We start from the raw sequence: 21,116 nt of genomic DNA on the forward strand, positions 1-21,116 counted from the left end.
CGGGGGTCCGGTCAGTAGCGGACGGGCAGGGCGGTGAGGCTGCGGTTGAGGAGGGAGGGCTGCCAGCCGAGCCGGGCGGGGTCGTCCAGCGCGAGGTCCGGGTGGTCGCGGACCAGGGTCTCCACGGCGGCCACGGCGACCAGCCGGGCCAGTGCGGCGCCGATGCAGAAGTGGGCGCCGAAGCCGAAGCCGAGGTGGGTGGTGCCGGTGCGGCGGACGTCGAACCGGCCCGGGTCGGGGAAGCGGGCCGGGTCGCGGTTGGCGGCGGCCGTGACCAGGAAGATCCGGTCACCGGCGCGCAGCGTGCGGCCGTCCAGTTCGAGGTCGCGGGCGGCGGTGCGGATGGACATCTTCGACGGTCCGTCCAGGCGCAGGGTCTCCTCCACCGCGCCCTGCGCCAGTTCCGGGTCCTCGCGCACGGCCGTGAGGGCGCCGGGGCGGGTGTGCAGGGCCAGGACGGTGTTGGCGATCAGGTTGCTGGTGGTCTCCCCGCCGGCGAACGCCATCTGGGTGAGCATGCCGACGAACTCCGCCTCGGTGACCGACTCCCCCACCCGGCCCTCGCGCAGCACCTGGCTGATGAGGTCGTCGCCGGGCTCGGCGCGGCGCCGGGCGACGAGGCCGGCGAGGTAGTCCTCCAGGCTCACGAGGGCCTGCAGGGAGGCCCGGTACTCGCTCTCCTCCTGGGCGGTGCCGAGGACGAGGTCGGCGACGCGGGCGTTCCAGTACCAGAAGGAGGGGGCGTCGGTGCGCGGGATGCCGAGCCAGCGGGCGAAGACCAGCGCGGGCAGGGGCTTGGCCACGTCGGCCATGAGGTCGCCGGTGCGGCCGGGGACCGCCGTGCGGGCCAGGACGGCCCGGGCGGCCTTCTCCGCGAAGGTGCGGTAGCGGGCCACCGCCCGCGCGGCGAACGCCTCCTGGAAGACGCGGCGCAGTCTGCGGTGCTGCGGCGCGTCGTTGAACACCATCCAGCGGGACAGGATCCCGAAGGCCCGTTCGGCGTCCGCGCGGGCGCCCTGCGGCACGGCGTCCATGAGGGGCCGCACCCGGTCGGCGGAGACGGCCGGGTCCCGCAGGCAGCGCATCACCTGGTCGTACCCGGTGACGAGCCATGCGTGGTGCATCGGGCTCCAGTGCACCGGCGCGTGCTCGCGCAGGGCGTCGAGCTGCCCGTAGGGGTCGGCGACCATGTCCGGGGAGAGCAGGTACCGCTCGGTGAAGGGGGCGGCGGGAGCGGGGGCGGGCGCCACGGTGGTCATCGGGTGGTCTCCGTCCCGAGGGCGGCGAGCAGTGCGGCGATGCCGGCCACCCTCGGCTCGGCCATCATCGACATGTGGTCGCCGTCGCTGATGTGCAGGGTGAGGCCGCCGCCGGCCGTCTCGCGCCAGCGTTCGACGTAGGTGTCGTAGTCGACGTCCAGTCCGGGCATCGTGCGGCCGCGCGGCAGTCCGGCGGCCTCGCTGCCGACCACGAGGTGGATGTGGCCGGGGTAGGGGCGGACCTCGTAGCCGGCTAGGGCGGCCAGCAGCGCGTGCCACACCTCGATCGGCGCGCCCTCGACCAGGGCCGCCTCGGCGGGGCTCATGCCGGCGCCGAGCAGGGTGGCGGTCAGTTCCGCCGTGGCCCGGTCGCGCTGCGGGGACGGCGGCATGCCGCGCAGCCCGTCGCGCAGGCGCAGGGCGGTGCGCAGGTCCTGGGTGACGCCGTTCAGCCGGGCGCGGGCGGCGCTGTTGGGCAGGTAGGGCTCGATCAGGACCAGCGGCGCCGTCTCGTGCCCCGCCGCGTGCAGTTGGCCGGCCATCTCCAGGGCGATGTTGGCGCCCATGGACCAGCCGAGCAGGGCGTGCGGACCCTTCCCCTCGCGGTCGGTCATCTCGGCGACGTAGTTGGCGGCGATGCCGCTCACCGTGCTCGGGTCGATCCCGCCTAGCAGCCCGCGCGCCTGGAAGGCGTGCACGGGCCTGCCGGGCGGCAGGGCGCGGGCGAGCGGCACGAACCAGGCGGCGCTGCCTCCGGTGGGGTGCACGCACCACAGGGGTTCGCCCGTGCCGGGGCGCAGCCGCACCTCGGAGGTGACGGCGGTGGGCGGCTCCTGCCCCGCGGTGCGGGTGGCGTGGGCGGCGAGCTGGGCGATGGTCGGGTGCTCGATCAGGTCGCCGACGGAGATCGCGATTCCGCGTCCGGCGGCCATCAGGGAGACCCGGACGGTGGACAGCGAGCTGCCGCCGATGCGGAAGAAGTCGTCGTGGACGCCGATGCGGGACAGTCCGAGGACCTCGCGCCAGATCTCGGCGAGGATCTTCTCCGCCGGGGTGGCCGGGGCCACGTACGCGGTGTCGCGCCGCTCGAGTTCGGCCGGTGGGAGCGGCAGGGCCCGCTTGTCGATCTTGCCGCTGCGGTTGACCGGCAGCGCGTCGAGGACGACGAACCGGGCGGGCAGCATGTAGGCGGGCAGTGAGGAGCGCAGGGCGCGCCGCAGTTCCTCGGGGGCGGGCCGGTCGGGGCCGGGTACGACGAGGTAGGCGACGAGGGCCGGTTCGCCGGGCAGGTCGGTGCGGTGCAGGACGACGGCCTGGCGGACCTCGGGCAGCTGCCGCAGCGCGTGCTCGATCTCGCCGAGTTCGATGCGGAAGCCGCGCAGCTTCACCTGCGAGTCGCGGCGCCCGAGCCATTCCACGGAGCCGTCGGGCCGGTGGGTGCCGAGGTCTCCGGTGCGGCACAGCCGGGCGCCGGGCTCGCCGTAGGGGTCGGGGACGTAGGTGGCGGCGGTGAGCGCGGGCCGGCCGAGGTAGCCGCGGCCCACGGCCTGCCCACCGAGGTGGATCTCGCCGGGTACGCCGACCGGGACCGGCTGGAGGTCGTCGTCCAGGACGTGGATGCGGGTGTTGCGCATGGGGGTGCCGATGGGCGGGGTGCCCTGGCCGGGGCTCAGTTCGGCGGCGACGGACCACACGGAGGTCTCGGTCAGGCCGTAGACGTTGTGGAAGCGCCGGCCGCGCGCCCAGACGTCGGCCAGTTCGGCCGGGCAGGCCTCGCCCGCGACCTGGAGCACCCGCAGTCCGGGGAAGTCGTCGTCGCCGAGGACGGCGAGTGCGCTGGGCGGCAGCATGGCGCAGGTGACGTGCGCCTCGCGCAGGGTGCGGGCCAGGTCGGGGCCGGGGCGCAGGTCCTCCTTGGGCGCGGTGACCAGGCGGCCGCCGTTGGCGAGGGACCAGGTCATCTCCAGGATCGAGGCGTCGAAGCCGAAGGAGGCGAACTGCAGCACCCGGTCCCCGGGGGTGGGGCGCACCAGGTCGCGCTGGCCCTCGATCATGTTGGACAGGCCGCGGTGCGGGATCGCCACGCCCTTGGGGGTGCCGGTGGAGCCGGAGGTGTAGATGACGTAGGCGAGGGTGTCGGGTCCGGGCTCCGCGCCGGGGACCGAATCCACCGGTTCCGCGGGGGCGTCCACGTGGATCACCGGGCCGTCGAAGGGCACGGTCCCGTCGAGCGCCCGCTGGGTCAGCAGCACCCGCATGCCGCTGTCCTCGGCCATGAACGCGAGCCGCTCGGTGGGGTGTTGCGGGTCCAGCGGCACGAAGGCGCCGCCCGAGCGGAGCACGCCGAGGGCGGCGCGCACCAGGTCGGGGCCGCGTTCGGCGCAGATGCCGACCACGGTCTCCGGGCCGACCCCGAGCCGCCGCAGCCGGCGCGCCAGCTGCTCGGCCTGCTCGTGGAGTGCGCCGTAGGTCAGCGGCTGTCCCCGGTGCTCGACGGCGACCGCGTGCGGGGTCCGGGTGGCGTGGCCCGCGACGTGCTGGTGGAACAGCAGCGGGGAGGCGGGGAGTTCGGGTCCGCGCGCCCACACGTCGAGGGCGGTGGCGCGGGCCGCTCCGGTGAGCGCGGGGCGGGCGACCCGGGCGTGCGGCTCGGTCACCATGGCTGCCAGCTGGGCGCAGTACACGTCGGCCAGCTGCTCGGCGGTGGCGGGGGCGACGAACGCGGGGTCGGCGTCCAGGGTGAAGGCGTTGACGCTCGCGTTCACCAGCAGCGGGAACATGGTGCGGGCGATCTCCAGGGAGTCGTCCCAGGAGTCGTGCGAAAGCCGGTGGAAGTTGACGTAGTTGAAGACCGCGTCGGTCAGGCACGGCTCGGTGGGCCGCAGCCCGGCGATGCGCACCAGCGGCACCCTGCGGTGCGGGAGCATCTCCTGCTCGGCGGCGAACACGTCCCGCAGGTAGGCGAGCCAGTCGGTGCGCGGGCGGGCCACGCCGAACGGCACCGTGTTCAGGAACAGTCCGCGCATCCGGTCGGCGCCGGGCAGCTCGGGCCGCCCGTTGGTGACCAGGCCGATGCTGTGGCCGCTCACGCTGTCGTCGCGGTCGGCGAACAGGCTCATGGTGTGGTGGAAGGCCGTGATCAGCACGGTACGGCGGGGCACGCCCGCCTTCCTGGCCAGCGCGCCGATGCCCTCGGCGAGGTGGGCGTAGGAGCGGCGGACCTCGTGCACGGGCGGCCGCCCGTCGGCCTCGCCCGCGGGGCGCCGGCGGAAGGTGACGGGGCGCAGCTCGGCGAGCCGTTCGCGCCAGTAGTCCAGGGACTCCTCGTTGCCGAGGGCCGCGCGTTCCAGGGCGACGTACTCGGCGAAGGCCGGGGCCTCGGGCGGCCGGGGGGCGGTGCGGTGGGCGACGGCCTCGCGGTGCAGGGCGAGCAGGTCGGCCACCAGGGAGGTCAGGCTCCAGCCGTCCAGGACGACGTGGCAGTCGGTGAGGACGAGCCGCAGGTCGTGGTCGGTGACGTGGTGCAGATGGATGCGGACCAGGGGCGCGGCGGCGAGGTCGAAGCGGCGCTCGAACTCCGCGTCGACGAACCGGCGCAGCCTCTCCCGCTGTTCCTCGCGGTCCAGTCCGCGCAGGTCGGTGTAGCCGACGGGCAGGTGGGCGGTGCGGTGGACGAGCTGGAGGGGTTCGCGGTAGGTGACGAGGTCGACGGAGGTGCGCAGGATGGGGTGCCCGGCGACGAGCGCGTCCACGGCGGCCTGGAAGGCGTCGAGGTCGAAGCCCTCGGGCACGGTGATCTTCAGGTCGGTGACGTTGTGGTAGGCGCCGCGGCGGGGGTCGGCGAGCATCTCGTGCAGCATGCCCGCCTGGAGCATGGTGAGCGGGTAGGCGTCCGCGAGCCCGTCGGGCAGGCGGCCGGCGTCGGCGGGGTCGAGCTGGGAGAAGGGCGCGACCGGGTCCGGGGCGTCGGCCGCGTCGGTGGCGAGCGCGGCCAGGTCGGCCAGGGTGCGGGCGCGGAAGACGTCGGCGACGGTGAGGCCGAGTCCGGCCGGGCGGGCGAGGCCGACCAGCCGCAGGGCCAGGATGGAGTCGCCGCCCAGGTCGAAGAAGTTGTCGGTGCGGCTGACGTGTTCGGCCCCGAGCACCTGGCTCCACACGCCCGCGAGGGCCTGCTCCACCGGGCCGTCGGGCGGCACGTGCGTACGGCGTTCCGTGGAGGCGGGTGCGACGGCGGTGAGCGCGGCCCGGTCCACCTTGCCGTTGGCGGTCAGCGGCAGCCGCTCGTGGCGGACGAAGAGGGCCGGGACCATGTAGTCGGGCAGGGTCAGCCGGAGGCCCGCGCGCAGGGCGGGCGGGTCGAGGGGGCGGCCCTCGGGGGTGACGACGTGGGCGGCCAGGCGGGCGGTGCCGCCGTCGCGGCGCGCCACCACGGCGACGTCGGCGACCCCGGGCAGGGCGCGCAGGGCGGTCTCGATCTCCCCGGGTTCGATGCGGTAGCCGCGGATCTTCACCTGGTGGTCGGCGCGGCCCACGTAGGCCAGTTGGCCGTCGGGCAGCACGCGGACCAGGTCGCCGGTGCGGTACATGCGGGCGCCGGGCGCGCCGAAGGGGTCGTCGAGGAAGCGTTCGGCGGTCAGCTCGGGGCGGTTGCGGTAGCCGCGGGCCACGCCGCCCCCGGAGACGTACAGCTCGCCGACGCTGCCGGGGGGCACGAGCCGGCCCCAGGAGTCGAGGACGTAGCCGTGCTGCCCGGCGAGCGGCCGGCCGACGGGTGAGCGGACCGTGCCGTCGACGTCCTCCTCGGTGATGGTGCGGATCGTGACGTGCACGGTGGTCTCGGTGATGCCGTACATGTTCACCAGGGCGGGCTTGGGTCCGGGCGCGGTGAACCAGTCGCGGTAGTCGCGGACGTCGAAGGCGTCGCCGCCGAAGATCACCGTGCGCAGCGCCAGGGCCGGGAAGGAGGCGCCGGTGTCCCGCAGATGTGCGCGCAGGCCCTTGAAGGCGGCCGGGGTCTGGTTGAGGACGGTGACGCGCTCCTCGCGCAGCACCCGGTGCACGGCGTCCGGGTCGCGCACCTCGTCGCCGGTCAGGACGACCACGCGTCCGCCGCTGGTGAGCGGCGCCCACAGTTCCCACACGGAGAAGTCGAAGGCGGGCGAGTGCAGGAGGGTCCACACGTCGGCGGGCCCGAAGTCGAAGTGCCGGTCGGCGGCGTCGAGCAGCCAGGCCAGGTTGGCGTGGGTGAGCTCCACACCCTTGGGGCGGCCGGTGGAGCCGGAGGTGTAGATGACGTAGGCGAGGTCGCCGGGCCCCGGCAGGACGTCGTCGCTCGGCTCCGGCGCGTCGGACGGCTCGGCGTCGAGGACGACGAGCCGGACGGGCAGGTCCTCCACGGCGGGGCGGGTGGCGGTGTCGGTGACGACCAGGCCGATGCCGGAGTCGGTGACGGTGAAGGCGCGGCGGGCCGGTGGGTGGGAGGGGTCGAGGGGCAGGTAGGCGGCTCCGGCGCGCCACACGGCGAGCAGCGCCACGGCCAGGTCGGGGGTGCGGTCGAGGCAGACGCCGACGAGGGAGCCGGGGGTGACCCCGGCGGCGCGCAGCCGGCGGGCCAGGCCGCTCGCGGCGGCGTCGAGCCCGGCGTACGTCAGGGTGCGTCCCGAGCCGCTGACGGCGGCCGCGTGCGGGCTGCGGCGGATGTGCTCGGCCAGCCGCTCCGGCGCGGTGCGCGGGGCGGCCGGGAGGGGGTGGCCGGTGTTCGCGGGGCCGTCGGGGCCGAGCAGGTGGGCGCGTTCGGCCGCGGTGAGGGGGTCGACGGTGCTGAGCGGGCGGTCGGGTGTGGCGCGGAACGCCTCCAGCAGGGCGGCGGTGTGCCGGGCCAGGGCGGCGACGGAGGACTCGTCGAACAGCTCGGGCCGGTACACGAAGACGAGGTCGGTGCGCCCGTCGCCGTCGCGCAGGTCCAGGGTGAGGTCGAACTTCGCGGTGGTGAGGTCGATCCGGTACGGCGTCCCGGCCGCCTCGCCCAGGGTGAGGCCGGAGCCGGTGGTGTCGGTGTGGGTGTAGAAGACCTGCACGAGCGGGTTGCGGGCGAGGTCGCGGTCCGGGCTGAGCGCGTCGACGACCTGCTCGAACGGCAGCGACTGGTGCGAGAAGGCCTCCAGGACGCGGTCCCGGGTGCGCGCGAGGAGCGCGGCCGGGGTCGGGTCGTCGGAGAGGTCGCCGCGCAGCACGAGGGTGTTGACGAAGAACCCGACGAGTTGCTCGGTCTCGGCCCGTTCGCGGTTGGCGACGGCGGTGCCGACGGCGATGTCGTGCTGTCCGGTGTGGAAGGCCAGCGCGGCCTGGAAGGCGGCCAGCACCGTCATGTACGGCGTGGTGCCGGCCCGCCGGCCGAGGGCGTCGAGCGCTTCGGTGAGCTCGGGGCGCAGGGTGAGGGTGTGGGTGGCGCCGAGGCTGCCGGGGGTGTCGGGGCGGGGGTGGTCGGTGGGCAGGTCCAGCGGGGTGAGACCGGCCAGCCGGGCGCGCCAGTGCTCGAGCGCGGCGGACTGGTCGCTCGCGCGCTGCCAGACGGCGTAGTCGCTGTAGTCGAGGGGCAGTTCGGGCAGCCGGGCGGTGCGGCCCCGGGTGCGGGCCCGGTACAGCTCGGTGAGGTCGCGGACGATCAGGCCGAGGGACCAGCCGTCGGAGACGATGTGGTGCATGCCGAGGACCAGGACGTGGTCGTCGTCGGCGGCGCGGACCAGGGTGGCCCGGAAGGCGGGTTCGCGGGCGAGGTCGAAGCGGCGGGTGGCGGCGGCGTGCACGGTGGCGGCGAGGCGCCGTTCGCGGGCGTCGCCGGCCGGTCCGGTCACCTCCACCACGTCCAGGTCCGCCTGGCCTGCGGGCAGGACCCGCTGGTACGGGACGCCCTCGTGCTCGGGGAAGACGACCCGCAGCTGCTCGTGCCGGGCGACGAGGTCGGCGACGGCGGCGCGCAGGGCCGGCACGTCCAGCGGGCCGGTGAACCGCCAGGCGGCGGGCAGCAGGTAGGTGTGGGCGCCGGGGTCGAGCCGGTCGAGGAAGTACAGGCGCTGCTGGGCCGCGGACAGCGGGATGCGGTCCGGGCGGGGGCGGACCCGGCGGGGCCCGTCGTCCCGTACGGCGCCGTGGCCGCGCAGCCGCTGCTCCAGCAGTCTGCGGGCGGCCGGGGACAGGGTGTCCGCCGGGGACACGGGGCCAGGTCGCACGTCGGATGTGGTCATGAGGGCACTCCGATCTCAGAAGTGTTGGGGTGGGCCGGGGCGGTGGGCCCTCAGAAGTCGGCGGTGAGCGACAGGTCGATCTCGTCGTCGCTCATCGTGGAGATCAGCTCCAGCAGCCGGCGCTCCACCTCGGCGGCCAGCCGCTCCACGGTGGGGTGCTCGAACAGGTCGCGGACGGCCAGGGGGCAGTCGAAGGCGGTGCGCAGGCGGGAGGCGACGGCCACCGCGCGCAGGGAGTGACCGCCCAGGGCGAAGAAGTCGTCGTGGACGCCGACCCGGGGCAGGTCGAGGACCTCGCACCACACCTGGGCGACGACCGTCTCGGCGGGAGTGCGCGGCGCCACGAAGCGGTGCGGTGCGCGGGCGGCGGGCTCGGGCAGGGCCGCGGTGTCCAGCTTGCCCTGCACGGTCAGCGGCAGGGCGTCGAGCAGCACGAACGCGGACGGGACGAGGTAGTGCGGCAGGTGGGCCCGGCAGTGCGTGGCCAGGGACTCCTCCGACAGTCCGCTGCCTGCGGCGTAACCCACCAGGGCGGCCTCGCCGTGCAGGGTGCGGACGACGACCGCCGCGCCGGTGACTCCGGGGTGTGCGCGCAGCGCCGCCTCGGCCTCGGCGGGTTCGACGCGGAATCCCCGGATCTTGACCTGGTCGTCGTTGCGGCCGAGGAACTCCAGTTCCCCCGTGGGCCGTCGGCGTACGACGTCGCCGGTGCGGTACAGGCGCCCGCCGGGCCGGCCGAACGGGTCGGGCACGAACCGCTCGGCGGTCAGCGCGGGCCGCCCCAGGTATCCCCGCGCCAGTTCCGGTCCGCCGACGAGGAGTTCGCCGAGGACGCCGTCCGGGACGGGTTCGCCGAGGGTGTCCACCACGTAGGTGCGGCGGCTGCCCAGCGCGCGGCCGATGGGCACGCGGCCGGACGGCTGGGCGTCGACGGTGTGGGCGGTCGCGGAGATCACCGCCTCGGTGGGCCCGTAGGTGTTGATCACCGGGACCGAGGGCAGGTGGGCGAACCAGCGCTCCAGCGGGTCGGCGGGCAGCGCCTCCCCTCCGGTGACCAGCAGCCGCAGCGAGGTGAGGTGCGGCGCGAGCGTGTCCAGGCGGGCCACCAGTTCCGCCCAGTAGGAGGGCGTGAGTTCCATGACGGTCACCCGCTCCCGCTCGACGCGGGCGGCGAGCTGCTCGGGGGTCCAGATCTCGTCCGGGCGGACGATCACCGTCGCCCCGGTGCTCAGCGCCGGGAGGATCTGCTCCAGGGAGGCGTCGAACGAGGTCGAGGCGAAGGTGAGCACCCGGTCGTGCGCGGTGAGCGCGAACCTCTCGCGCGCGGCGGCCACATGGGCGTCCAGAGCGTGGTGTTCGACGCCGACGGCCTTGGGCAGGCCGGTGGAGCCGGAGGTGAAGATGACGTAGGCGAGGGAGCCGGGGCCGGGTTCGTGGCGGGGGCCGTCGCGGTCCGGGCGGACGTCGCGGACGTCGACCGCCGTCGCCCCGAGCGCGGTCACGGTGTCCCGGGTGCGCGCGTCGGAGACCACGTGCCGCACTCCGGCCTCCCGGAGCATGTGGCGCAGCCGCTCCCCGGGCAGCCGGGGATCGAGCGGCACGTACACGCCGCCCGCCCGCCACACGGCGAGCATCGCGGCCACCGACCACACGCCCCGGCCCACGCACACCCCCACGGCGTCGCCCGCGGCCACGCCGGCGTCGGCGAGTGCCGCGGCGAGCCCGCCGGTCAGGGCGTCCAGGCGGGCGCGGTCGAGGGTGGTGTCCTCGCAGACGACGGCGGGCGCGTCCACCCGTCCCGCGACCCGGAACCGGGGCGCGGGCGCGGCGTCCGTGCCGGCCGTGGCCACCAGCTGCTCGCGCTCGGCGGCCGCGAGCAGCGGTGCCTCGTCGACGCGGGCCCCGGGATCGGCGAGGAAGGCCTCCAGCAGCCGGCCGACGTGGCGGGCGAACCGGGTCGCGGTGGCCGGGTCGAACAGGTCGGCGGCGTACTCGACGTTGAGCGCGAACCGGTCCGGGCGGACCACGAAGGTCGCGGTCAGGTCGAACTTGGCCGAGCCCCAGGGCAGCGTGAAGTCGGTCGCGTCGAGCCCCGGCAGCCCGGAGCCGCCCGTGGAGGCGTCCTGGACGTCCACCATGACCTGGAACAGGGGGTTGCGGGACAGGTCGCGTTCCGGGCGCAGCCGCTCCACCACCCGTTCGAAGGGCACCTCCTGGTGGTCGAAGGCGCCCAGGACGGTCTCGCGCACCCGGTCCACGAGGCCGGCGAACGTCGGCCGCCCGGACAGGTCCGTGCGCAGGACGACGGTGTTGACGAAGAAGCCGACGAGCGGCTCCAGTTCGACCCGGCCCCGCCCGGCGACGGGCGTGCCGACGGACACGTCGGGCTGCCCGGTCCAGCGGGCGAGCACCGCCTGGGCGACGGCCAGCAGCACCATGAAGCGGCTGGCGCCGCGTGCGCGGGCGAAGGCGTCCACGCGCTCGACGAGGTGGGCGGGCAGCTCGACGTCGACGGCGCCGCCCCGGCCGGTGAACACCGCCGGGCGGGGCCGGTCGGTGGGCAGTTCCAGCGCGGGAGCGCCGTCCAGCGTGTCCTCCCAGTACGCCAGTTGGGGTTCCAGGCCGCCGCTGTCGGCGCGTTCGCGCTGCCAGGCGGCGAAGTCGGCGTACTGGACGGGCAGCGGCGGCAGTTGCGCGCCGCGGCCGGTGCGGCGGGCCGCGTAGTGCCCGGTGAGTTCGTCCAGCAGGACGCCCTTGGACCAGCCGTCGGTGACGGCGTGGTGCAGGGCGAGCAGGACGACGTGGTCGTCGTCGGCCAGTTCCCACACGCCGGCCCGCAGCAGGGGCGGCCGGGCGAGGTCGAAGCGGCGGGTGGCGAGCGCCGCGGCGGCCCGGCGCACCGCCTCCAGGCGGGACGCCTCGTCCGGGGCCGCGGGAGCCGGCTCCCACTGGAGCGGGACGCCGACCGGGTCGCACACCTGCTGCACGGGACGCCCGCCGGACTCGGTCAGCGCCGTGCGCAGCACCTCGTGCCGGGCCACCAGGTCGTCGAGTGCCTGCTGCCAGGCGGAGCGGTCCAGGCCGCCGCGCACCCGCCAGCAGTACCACAGCAGGTAGGAGTCGCCGCGGTCGGAGGTGCGGTCCAGGAACCACAGGCGTTCCTGGGCGAAGGACAGCGGCAGCGGCCGGTCGCGGTCGACGGGGACCAGCTCGGCCGCCCCGGAGGCGCGCGCGGCGCTCACCCGGGGGGCGAAGCCGCGGACGGTGGGGTGCTCGAAGACGGTGCGCAGTTCGATGTCCCGGCCCAGCCGCTGGGCGATCCGGGAGACCGCCATGGTGGCGAGCAGCGAGTGCCCGCCGAGGTCGAAGAAGCTGTCGTCGATGCCGATCCGGTCCAGGCCCAGGACGTCGGCCCACACCTCGGCGACGATCCGCTCGGTCTCGTCGCGCGGCGCGGTGAGCCCGGGGTCGCCGGCGCGGCGGGCGCGGACCGGGTCGGGCAGGGCGTTGCGGTCGAGTTTGCCGGAGACGCCGACCGGCAGCTCGTCCAGGACGACGTAGTCGGAGGGGATGGCGTAGTGCGGCAGCCGGCGCTCGCACCAGGCGCGCAGCTCCGCCGGGTCCGGCGCGCGCGGCGCGTCCGGCGCGGGTACGACGTAGCCGGTCAGGCTGCGTGCGGTGGCGCGGTCGGGGCGGGCGGCCGCGGCACCCACGAGCGGGCAGGCGCGCAGCACGCTCTCGACCTCGCCGAGTTCGATCCGGAAGCCGCGGATCTTGACCTGGTCGTCGCGGCGGCCCACGAACTCCAGGTCTCCGCCGGCCTGCCAGCGCACGAGGTCGCCGGTGCGGTAGAGGCGGGCGCCGGGCGGCCCGTAGGGATCGGGGACGAAGCGTTCGGCGGTCAGCGCGGGCCGGTTCAGGTAGCCGCGGGCCACTTCCGTGCCGCCGATGAGGAGTTCGCCGCAGACGCCGACCGGCACCGGTTCGCCGTCGGCGTCGACCACGTACACCCGCCGGTCGCCGAGGGGTCTGCCGATGGGCACGCTGCCCGCGCAGGGCGCGTCGGCGTCGTACGTGGTGGCGGTGACGGTGGTCTCGGTCGGACCGTAGGCGTTGCACACGCGGGCCCAGGGGACGGCGGCGCGCCACGCGGCGAGGGTGTCGGCCGGGACGGCCTCGCCGCCGAGGACCAGCAGCCGCAGGGAGGCGAGGGCCGCGGCCTGCCGGCGGTCGAGGGAGAGGGTCAGCTCCGACCAGTACGTGGGCGGCACGTTGACGACGGTCAGCTCGTGCCGGCGGACGATCTCGGGGACCTGGGTGGGCAGCCAGGGCTCGTCGGGGCGCATGACGACGGTGGCACCGGTGGTGAGGGCGGGCAGCACCTGGTCGAGGGAGGCGTCGAAGGAGAAGGAGGCGAAGGCCAGCACCCGGTCGGCGGCGGTGATGCCGAGCCGCCGCCGGGCGGCGGCGACGTGGGAGGCGAGCGCCGCGTGCTCCACGCCGACCGCCTTGGGCCGGCCGGTCGACCCCGAGGTGAAGATGACGTGGGCGAGTTCGCGGGGATCGGGCCGGTGGCGGGGGCCGTCCGCGGCCGGCACCACGGCGGTGACGTCGACCGTGGCGGGGGCGAGTCCGGCGGCGGTGCCGGCCGTCGCAGGGTCGGTGACCACACAGCCGAGCCGGGCCTCCCGCGCCATGAACTCCAGCCGTTCGGCGGGGAGTTCGGGGTCGAGCGGGACGTATGCCCCGCCCGCCCGCCAGATCCCCTCGATGGCGGCGACCGACCACGGTCCACGCCGCAGCAGCACGCCGACGGGGCTGCCGGCGGTGACTCCGGCGGCTCGGAGCGCGACGGCGAGTCCGCCGGTCATCGCGTCCAGTTCGCCGTAGGTGACGCTGTCGGCGCCGCAGCGCAGGGCGGTCGCGTCGGGCCGCCCGCAGAAGGCGACCGGCGCCGGCGGCCCGGACGGCCGGTCGGCGGCGCGATGCCACTCGGGGCGGGGCCGGGCCGGGGTTCCGGGGCCGGTGGGCAGGGCGCGGGCCAGGTCCTGCACGGGCGCGTGGGGATCGGCCAGGACGGCCCGCAGCAGGGCCGGGTAGGCCCGGGCGAAGGCGCGCATCGTGCCGGCGTCGAAGAGCGCGGTGGCGTACTGCAGGACGGCGGCGATGCTGCCGTCCGTGCGCAGGGTCAGGTCCAGGAAGACGTCCAGCGGGGTCTCGGCGAGCGGCGGTTCGACGAGGCTCACGTCCAGACCGGGCATCCGTATCGGGCGGATCGGCTGGTTGAGCAGGGTGAACGACGCCTGGGCGAGCGGGTGCCGGGACAGGTCGCGGGAGCCGCCGAGCGCGCCGACGACGAGGTCGAACGGGGCCTCGGCGTGCGCGAGGTCGGCCGGGACCCGGCCGCGCACCCGGTCCAGCAGCGCGGCGAAGCCGGGCCGGCCGGACAGGTCGGTGCGCAGGACGACGGTGTTGACTAGAGGGCCGATCAGCCGGTCGGCGCCGCGCGGGGCGCGGTCGGCGAGCGTGCTGCACACGGCGACGTCGGTGCGGCCCGACCAGTGGCCGAGGAGTGCCTGGTAGGCGGTGAGCAGCAGCATGTAGCGGGTGGCGCGCCGGGACCGGGCCAGGGTGTCGACGGCGGCGACCAGGTCGGCGGGCAGGTCGAAGCGGACGACGTCGCCGGAGCCGTCCCAGACGCGGGGGCGCGGCCGGTCGGTGGGCAGGTCGAGCGGCCCGAGTCCGCCGAGCCGGTCCCGCCAGTGGGCCAGCAGGCGCTCCAGCCGCTCGCCGGAGAGGCGTTCGGCCTGCGCGCGGGCGAGGTCGGCGTACTGCACGGCGGGCGGGGCCACCGCCTCGCCGCGGTAGCCGGCGGCGAGTTCGTCCAGCAGGACACCCCACGACCAGCCGTCCACGGCGATGTGGTGCACCTCGACGAGCAGCAGGTGCTCCTCGGGCGTCACCCGGGCCAGCGTCGCCCGGATCGGGGCCCCCGCGGACAGGTCCACGGGGCGGCCGAGGCAGCGCTCGAACAGGTCGGCCGGGCCGGCTGCCCCGATGTGCTCGAGGTGCACACCGGCCGCCGGGTCGACGACCGGCACCGGCTCGCCGTCGACGGCGGTGAACCGGGTGCGCAGCACCTCGTGCCGGGCCACGATCCCGGCCAGCGACCGTTCCAGCCGGCCTACGTCCAGGCGCCCGCGCAGCCGCAGCACCAGCGGGAGCATCGATCCGGTGGAGGAGCCCGCCAGCTGGTCCAGGAACCACAGCCGGCGCTGGGCGAAGGACGCCGTACGGGTGTCCACGTCGTTCGGTGCCCCCGTGGGGGCCGGGCCTGTTGTCACTGTGAGCCTCCCAGCCGTGTCGTGGCAGCAGACTGCCGCCGGCCAGGCGCGGCCCATAGGGAAGAAGACGCAGCACCACCGGCAGAGCGGGGTGCCGTCGCGGTGGGAGGGTGGAGGACGCGAACGATCCCGAACCCACGGCTGGGTTCGGGATCGTCGTCGTCGTGGGCCTGCCGAGCGGTCGGTGGGCCGGTGGCCGCGGCCGCAGGGCTCAGGACTCAGGGCTCAGGTGAGGCCTCTACGCCCGGCCCTCGGCTTCGGCGTCGGCCACCGCGATCGTGATGCCGAGGGCCCTGGCGATGTTGCCCGCCGCCGTCATGACGCGGGCCGTACCCACGATGGGGGCGATGGCGACGAGGACGTCCTGCACCTGCTCGGCGGTCATGCCGGCCTGGATGGCGGGGTCGATGTGGGCGACGTAGGAGATGGGCGGGGCGTCCGATGCGGCGAGGGCCGCGATGCGGGTGAGCATGAACGTTTCCGGGACCAGCCCGCACCGCTCGACCGAGTCGACCGTCATCGCGGCGATGGTGTCCAGGACCGGCGTCTCAGATGCTGTGGCCATAACGGGTCGTCTCCTGATGGTGTGGGGCGGGAGCGAAGGGCGTCGGAGTGCGTGGGCTTCCCACGCGGTGCAGCGCCCACCGCTCGACCGTAAGTCCGTTTCCCGCGGATCGCCCGTCGAGAGGACCTCCAGGAGGAGGGGGTGGTGCGTCAGGCCGCCGGACCGGCGGTCGGCGGGCCCCCTCGGGAGCTCGCGCACGCGCCGTCAGGCGCTGCGGTCCGCGCTCAGCTCTCGCCCACGAGGTCGAGGTCCTCGCGAGACGCCTCGGGGGTGATCTCCGGGACCGGCCACCTGCGGTTCAGCGGCAGGGACACCTCCCGCCACCAGGGACGCGTGGGGACGTCGCCGGCAGGCTCGAAGGGCTGCCCCGCCACGGGGACGGCGACCGCCTGCCCGACCGCGCCGGCCGCGGCCAGCATCCACTCCCCCGGTTCCGCCCAAGCGTGCGGCGCCAGGTTGAACGTCCCCCAGTGGATCGGCAGCAGCACCCCGTGCGGGGTGCCGCCCTGGAGGTCGAGGTGGGCGCGCACGCCCTCCTCGGGCGTCATGTGGATGTCGGGCCAGAACTCGCTGTACGCGCCGACCTGGATCATCGTGGCGTCGAACGGGCCGTGGGCGGCGGCTATGTCACGGAAGCCCTCGAAGTAGCCGGTGTCACCGCTGTGGTAGACGCGGTGCTCCTCGCCGGCGACGGCCCAGGACGCCCACAGGGTGTGCTGGGTGTTGCGCAGGCCGCGGCCGCAGAAGTGGCGGGCCGGGGTGGCGGTCAGGGTGAGCCCGCCGACCCGGGTGGACTCGTGCCAGTCCAGTTCGCGCAGCCGGTCCGGCGAGACGCCCCAGTGCTCGAGGTGGGCGCCGACGCCCAGCGGCACCGCGAACAGGGTGTCCGTGCCGGCCAGCGCCTTGATCGTGGGCATGTCCAGGTGGTCGTAGTGGTCGTGGGAGATCACCACGACGTCGACCGGGCCCAGCGCGGCGAGCGGCAGCGGCACGGGGTGCAGCCGCTTGGGCCCGGCGAACGGGAACGGGGAGCAGCGCTCGCCCCAGACGGGGTCGAACAGCACGCGGTGGCCGTCGATCTCCGCGAGCACGCTGGAGTGGCCCAGCCAGGTCACGCGCAGCCCGGTGGCGGGCGGCCGGGCGAGGTCGGCGAAGGTGGTGGCGTGCACGGGCACGGTGCCTCGGGGGGCGCGCAGCGGCCGGGTGTCCTTGTCGAAGAAGACCTTCGCGATGTCGAGCGTCGAGCCGGACGGCCGGGTGCGGGCGGTGCCGCCCGGGTTCTGGAAGACGCCGTCCTCGAAGTGGGGGGAGCGGCGGATGCGCGCGAGGCGCTCCCCGCGCGGTTCCGCGCCGAAGGCCTCGGGCCGCAGTGCGCGGAGCCCGGAGCTCTGGGAACGCCGACCGGTCACGGTACCTCCATGGGGAGTCGCTGGGCCTCCATTATGGTCGGCCCCTGCGACAAGCCGGGTCCGCGCGTGCCGTTCGCTCGTTGACAGGGTGCCCCACCGCTCCCAATACTGACCCGCGATTCAGTAGCCGCACCCGGGAGGCCCGATGGCCGACGCGCCCCTGATGTCCCTCGTCTGGACCGACCACGTCACCGGCCACCGGGGCTACCTGGTCGTCGACCGGCTGGTGCGGGGCGTGGCCAGCGGCGGGCTGCGCATGCGGCCCGGCTGCACCCTGGCGGAGGTGACGGGGCTCGCCCGCGGCATGACGATGAAGGAGGCCCTGCACTACGACCCCGCGAGCCGCTACGTCCCGCTCGGCGGCGCCAAGGGCGGCATCGACTGCGATCCGCGGGCCCCGGAGGCGTACGGGCTGCTGGTGCGGTACCTGCGCGCGATGCGGCCGTACGTCGAGAGCTGCTGGACCACCGGGGAGGATCTGGGGCTCACCCAGGACCTGGTGGACCGCGCGGCGGCGGAGGCCGGGCTGGTCTCCTGCGTCCAGGCCGTGTATCCGCTCCTCGACGACGAGACGGCGGCCCGGGCCCGGCTCGCGGACGCCTTCGCGGTCGAGGTGGACGGCATCGGCCTGGACGAGCTGGCGGGCGGCTGCGGGGTCGCCGAGGCGGTGCTGTCGGCCCTGGACCGGGCGGCGGTGCCGTACCGGGCGACCCGGGTGGCCGTGCAGGGGCTGGGCACGATGGGCGGGGCCTCGGCACGCTTCCTCGCGCGCGCGGGCCTGACGGTGGTGGCCGTGGCCGACGTCAAGGGCACGATCGCCAACCCGGCGGGCCTCGACGTGGAGGCGCTGCTGTCCGCGCGGGACGCGTACGGCACCGTCGACCGGGCGGCGCTGCGCCCGGGCGACCGGGAACTGCCCGGGGACGCCTGGCTGTCGGCGGACGCGGAGGTGCTGGTGCCGGCGGCGGTGTCGTACGCGGTCGACGCCGCGTGCCAGGAGCGCGTCACCGCCCGCTGGATCGTCGAGGCCGCGAACATGCCGGTCCTGCCGGAGGCGGAGGCGCTGCTGTCCGCGCGCGGGGTGACCGTGCTGCCGGACGTGGTGGTCAACTCCGCCACCAACGCCTGGTGGTGGTGGACGCTGTTCGGGGACATCGGCCCGGACGCCGGGGAGGCGTTCGCGCACATCCGGCGGTCGATGCGCACCCTGGTCGACCTGGTGCTCACGCGTGCGGAGGCCGCCGGGACGACTCCGCGCGCCGCCGCGCACGCGCTGGCGCGGGACCGGCTGCCGGTGATCGCCGAGCGCTTCGGCTGGTACCGCTGAGGGGGGAGGGCTCACGGTGCACCGCACGTGCGGTGGGCGCTGAGCCGGGGCGGACGCCTCACGGCCCACCGCGCGTGCGGTGGCCTGACCTGTCCGCTCGCCGCGCCCGGGTCTTCGCCGGCGCACTAGGGTGACCGCGTGGCGAGAGTGCGGTTGAGTGTGGCGGAGCGGCGGGAGGAACTGCTGCGCGCCGCCGTCGAGCAGATCGGGGCCCGGGGCGTGGCGGCGGTCCGGATCGCCGACGTGGCCTCCGCGCTCGGCGTGAGCAACGCGCTGGTCCTCTACCACTTCTCGTCGAAGGAGAAGCTGGTCGCCGCCGCGTTCGCGCACGCGGCCGAGGACGATCTGGCCCAGCTGCGCCGACTGCTGGGCCGGCGGGCCTCCGCGCTGCGCCGGCTGCGGTCGGCGGTGCGCTGGTACGCGCCCACGGGCCAGGCCAAGGGCTGGCGGCTGTGGATCGAGGGCTGGGCGGTGGCGCTGCGCGAGCCCGCGCTGCGGGAGGTCACCCGGGACCTCGACCGGCAGTGGAAGGCGGCGATCGCCGAGGTCCTCGCCGAGGGCGTGGCGGCCGGTGAGTTCACGTGCCCCGACCCGGCGGCCGCCGCCCTGCGGCTCACCGCGCTCCTGGACGGACTGGCCGTGCAGCTGACGTCGTACCCGGGATCGGTGCCGCGGGCGCGGGCCCAGGAATGGGTGGACGACGCGCTGGCGCGGGAACTCGGCCTGACCCGGGAGGCGTTGACCGCACGCGGGCGGTGAGCCGCCGGCACCGCCGGGCGGGCGCACGCCCCCGGCCGGTCCGGCCGTGCCGCCGCCGTGTCACGTGCCCCGCGGCGGTGCCCGCCCCGGCGCCGTCGTTCCGCCCGCCCCGTGCCGCGGCGGCCGCGGCACGGGGCGGGCGGAACGACGGTCACTGCGGGACGACAGCCCGGGAGGCTAGGCCACCGCCGCGATCCGCATCCGGATGTCCTGCGGCGACAGCGCGCCCTTCGCCGTCACGTGGTCCCCGGAGGACTGGCCGCGCAGCCGGCGGCCGATCCACGGGACGAGGTACTCGCGGGCCCACTGGACGTCGTCGCGGCGGATGTCCAGGGTGCCGCGGGGCGGGAGCGGCGGCCAGGGCTGCTCGGGGTCGGCCGGGACCTCGAGACCGAGGACCTGGCCGGCGCGCAGCGCCACGCGCGTGTGCCCCTCGGGCGAGAGGTGCAGCCGGTCGTGGTCCCAGGCCCTGCGGTCCTGCACGGACTTCAGGGACCACAGGTCGAGCACGGGGCAGCCGTACCGGTCGGCGACCGCGCGGACGTGCCCGTTGTAGGTGGCGATCTTGCCGCGCAGATGCTTGAGCACGGGCACGCCACGGGTGTCGAAGCCGGTGGTCACGAGCACCGTGCCCGCCGCCGCGGTGAGCCGGGCCACGGCCCGCTCGAAGCGCTCGGCCACCTCGTCGGGGTCGGTGCCGGGCCGGAGGATGTCGTTGCCGCCCGCGCAGAAGGAGACCAGGTCCGGGGCCAGTTCGACGGCCTGCGGGACCTGGTGCTCGACGATCTGGTCGAGCAGCTTCCCGCGGACCGCGAGGTTGGTGTAGTCGAAGTCGCCCTCCGGCCGCCGGTCCGCGAGGAGGACCGCGAACCGGTCGGCCCAGCCCACGAAGGACCCGTCGGGGCCCCGGTCGCCGACGCCCTCGGTGAAGCTGTCCCCCACCGCCACGTACGACCCGATCACTGATGTGTTGTCATTCTTCGAATCGTCTGCCACGTCGGACCATGATTCACCTTGAGGTGTGACTTACGCGACCGTAATAAGGGGTTGACGGACGGTGAGATGAGCCACGTCCCGGGCCGGCTACGACCCCCCGCCGTTCAGCCGACGGGGACGCCGTGTTCGCGCAGGTAGCCGACCGGGTCGAGGTCCGAGCCGTAGGCGGGCGTGGTGCGGATCTCGAAGTGCAGGTGCGGGCCGGTCACGTTGCCGGTGGCGCCGGACAGGCCGAGCCGCTGCCCCTCGGAGACGGTCTGGCCGGCCTGGACGGAGAGCTGGGAGAGGTGGCCGTACTGGGCGTAGTGCCCGTCGTTCAGCCGGAGGACGACCTGGTTGCCGTACGCGCCGCCCCAGCCCGCGCTGACGACCGTGCCGGCGGCGACGGCCTTGACGGGCGTGCCGGTCGGGACGACGAAGTCGACGCCGGTGTGGTAGCCGCTGGACCACATGCTGCCGGCGACGTGGTAGCCGGTGCCGATGGTGGCGCCGGTGACCGGGAGGGTGTAGCCGGTGGAGGGAGCGGCGGCCGCGGCCGGGGCGGCGTGACGCTCGGCGGCGGCGGAGGGCCGGGGAGTGGCGGCCCGGGTGCCCTGCTGGGCGGCCTGAGGGTGCTGCCGCGTGGCCTGGGTGTGCTGCTGCGCGGCCCGGGCGCCGAGGGTGAGCCTCAGGCCGGGGTGGATGAGCGAGGGGTCGCCGCCGATCGCCTGCCGGTTGTCGTCGTAGAGCCGGTGCCAGCCGCCCGCGACGTGCTGTTCGGCGGCGACCACCGAGAGGCAGTCGCCGGACTTCACCGTGTAGGTGCGCACGGCGGAGTCCTGCCGGGCGGCCGTCCTCTTCGCGGCGGCCGGAAGGGACTGCACGGCCTTTCCGGACACGGACTGCGCGGGGGTGGCGGCGTGCGCTCCGGCCGCCCCGACGAGCGGGAGGGCCAGCGCGGCGCCTCCCGTTCCGGCGGCGGCGAGGGAGCGGGAAAGACGCTGGGTCTTGGGACGGCGGTGCTTACCCTTCGCGGGCATGGCGCATTCCTCTCCGGCGCCTGCGAGGTGAGCTGCCGGGTTCGGGCTGGAGCTGCCCGGCCGCACGGTGCGCGGCATCACCCCTGGTCTGTCACGGAGACCGTGGCAGGCGGTCCTGCGTGGTGGGTCCCCCGCTCCTGCCGGACACGGGTCATGTGTGCGGGAAGTCCGGGCGGCGGCAGGATGAGGCGTTC

9 protein-coding genes and 1 riboswitch are annotated in these 21,116 nt (G+C 75.6%); of the genes, 2 read left to right on the forward strand and 7 right to left on the reverse strand.

All coding sequences use genetic code 11. The features are described from left to right. Window positions 1-11 precede the first annotated feature (11 nt). From AQJ66_RS26275 to AQJ66_RS26295, 5 genes are all read right to left on the reverse strand, one after another. The gene (locus AQJ66_RS26275; RefSeq protein WP_061926952.1) at window positions 12-1,259 is read right to left on the reverse strand and encodes a cytochrome P450; all 1,248 of its coding nucleotides are present in this window, start codon (window positions 1,257-1,259) and stop codon (window positions 12-14) included. After that, window positions 1,256-8,503 (reverse strand): non-ribosomal peptide synthetase, encoded by a 7,248-nt coding sequence (locus AQJ66_RS26280; protein WP_061926962.1) that lies wholly within the window; start codon window positions 8,501-8,503, stop codon window positions 1,256-1,258. The genes AQJ66_RS26275 and AQJ66_RS26280 overlap by 4 nt, the downstream gene beginning before the upstream one ends. A 50-nt stretch (window positions 8,504-8,553) precedes the next feature. Continuing rightward, a complete protein-coding gene (locus AQJ66_RS26285; protein WP_063804091.1) occupies window positions 8,554-14,808 on the reverse strand; it encodes a non-ribosomal peptide synthetase in 6,255 nt (2,084 codons plus the stop codon). A 277-nt stretch (window positions 14,809-15,085) separates the two neighbouring features. Further along, complete coding sequence (locus tag AQJ66_RS26290; RefSeq protein ID WP_061926971.1) at window positions 15,086-15,412, reverse strand: carboxymuconolactone decarboxylase family protein; 327 nt, start codon at window positions 15,410-15,412, stop codon at window positions 15,086-15,088. Between the two features lie 224 nt (window positions 15,413-15,636). Continuing rightward, complete coding sequence (locus AQJ66_RS26295) at window positions 15,637-16,821, reverse strand: MBL fold metallo-hydrolase (protein ID WP_061926973.1); 1,185 nt, start codon at window positions 16,819-16,821, stop codon at window positions 15,637-15,639. Window positions 16,822-16,966: 145 nt separating this feature from the next. Between AQJ66_RS26295 and AQJ66_RS26300 the strand changes: the two genes are divergently transcribed. Then, complete coding sequence (locus AQJ66_RS26300; RefSeq protein ID WP_061926975.1) at window positions 16,967-18,148, forward strand: Glu/Leu/Phe/Val dehydrogenase dimerization domain-containing protein; 1,182 nt, start codon at window positions 16,967-16,969, stop codon at window positions 18,146-18,148. A gap of 138 nt (window positions 18,149-18,286) precedes the next feature. Then, a complete protein-coding gene (locus AQJ66_RS26305; RefSeq protein WP_107119053.1) occupies window positions 18,287-18,907 on the forward strand; it encodes a TetR/AcrR family transcriptional regulator in 621 nt (206 codons plus the stop codon). A gap of 177 nt (window positions 18,908-19,084) precedes the next feature. Here the strand turns inward: AQJ66_RS26305 and AQJ66_RS26310 are convergent, their stop codons facing one another. Then, entirely contained in the window at window positions 19,085-19,870 is a 786-nt protein-coding gene (locus tag AQJ66_RS26310; protein ID WP_061926979.1) for an SGNH/GDSL hydrolase family protein, read from the reverse strand. Window positions 19,871-20,007: 137 nt separating this feature from the next. Next, window positions 20,008-20,922, reverse strand: coding sequence for a M23 family metallopeptidase (locus tag AQJ66_RS26315; RefSeq protein ID WP_061926980.1), 915 nt, complete (start codon window positions 20,920-20,922; stop codon window positions 20,008-20,010). 4 nt (window positions 20,923-20,926) lie between these two features. After that, window positions 20,927-21,082, reverse strand: a riboswitch (cyclic di-AMP (ydaO/yuaA leader). Window positions 21,083-21,116 lie beyond the last annotated feature (34 nt).

This window comes from Streptomyces bungoensis (assembly GCF_001514215.1).
GTDB classification, from domain to species: Bacteria; Actinomycetota; Actinomycetes; order Streptomycetales; family Streptomycetaceae; genus Streptomyces; species Streptomyces bungoensis.